Consider the following 404-nt stretch of genomic DNA (forward strand, 5'->3'; position numbering starts at 1 on the left):
TGTATTGTATGAACGTTTTCATACATGAAATTATATCAGCGATTTTCTGACGCTACCGTAGCACAATCTGTAGCAGATAGATTGGCAGAAACGAACGTGCATGGTATTTTAAATTTCACACCAGCGCGCTTAAATGTGTCAGATAATATAAGAATTCACCATATTGATTTAGCGGTAGAGTTACAAACACTTGTTTACTTTTTAAAGAATTATCCACAATAAAACGCAGAGGAAGCGACCTCTGCGTTTTATTATTGTTTTTTCTTTGTGAATTTAACTAATATAAGGCGAAGTGCCAAATTAAAATCAATTGTTGCCATAACTGCAAATAGTATTGTCCACATATTCCAGATTGTATCTGTTACGTTCGTAATGGCGAAGCGTGTAAAGATACATCCAAGAAG

At 34.7% G+C, this 404-nt stretch carries 1 protein-coding gene and 1 pseudogene; one reads left to right on the forward strand and one right to left on the reverse strand.

Translation table 11 applies throughout. The features are described 5' to 3' along the window. Nucleotides 1-51: 51 nt before the first annotated feature. Nucleotides 52-222, forward strand: a pseudogene (locus tag SB658_RS22100) (redox-sensing transcriptional repressor Rex); the annotation flags it as partial. 29 nt (nucleotides 223-251) lie between these two features. Here the strand turns inward: SB658_RS22100 and SB658_RS22105 are convergent. After that, a partial coding sequence (locus SB658_RS22105) for a YdiK family protein (RefSeq protein WP_410602337.1) occupies nucleotides 252-404 on the reverse strand: 153 nt, incomplete at its 5' end.

The organism is Bacillus sp. SIMBA_008, from assembly GCF_046535495.1.
GTDB classification, from domain to species: domain Bacteria; phylum Bacillota; class Bacilli; order Bacillales; family Bacillaceae; genus Bacillus; species Bacillus subtilis.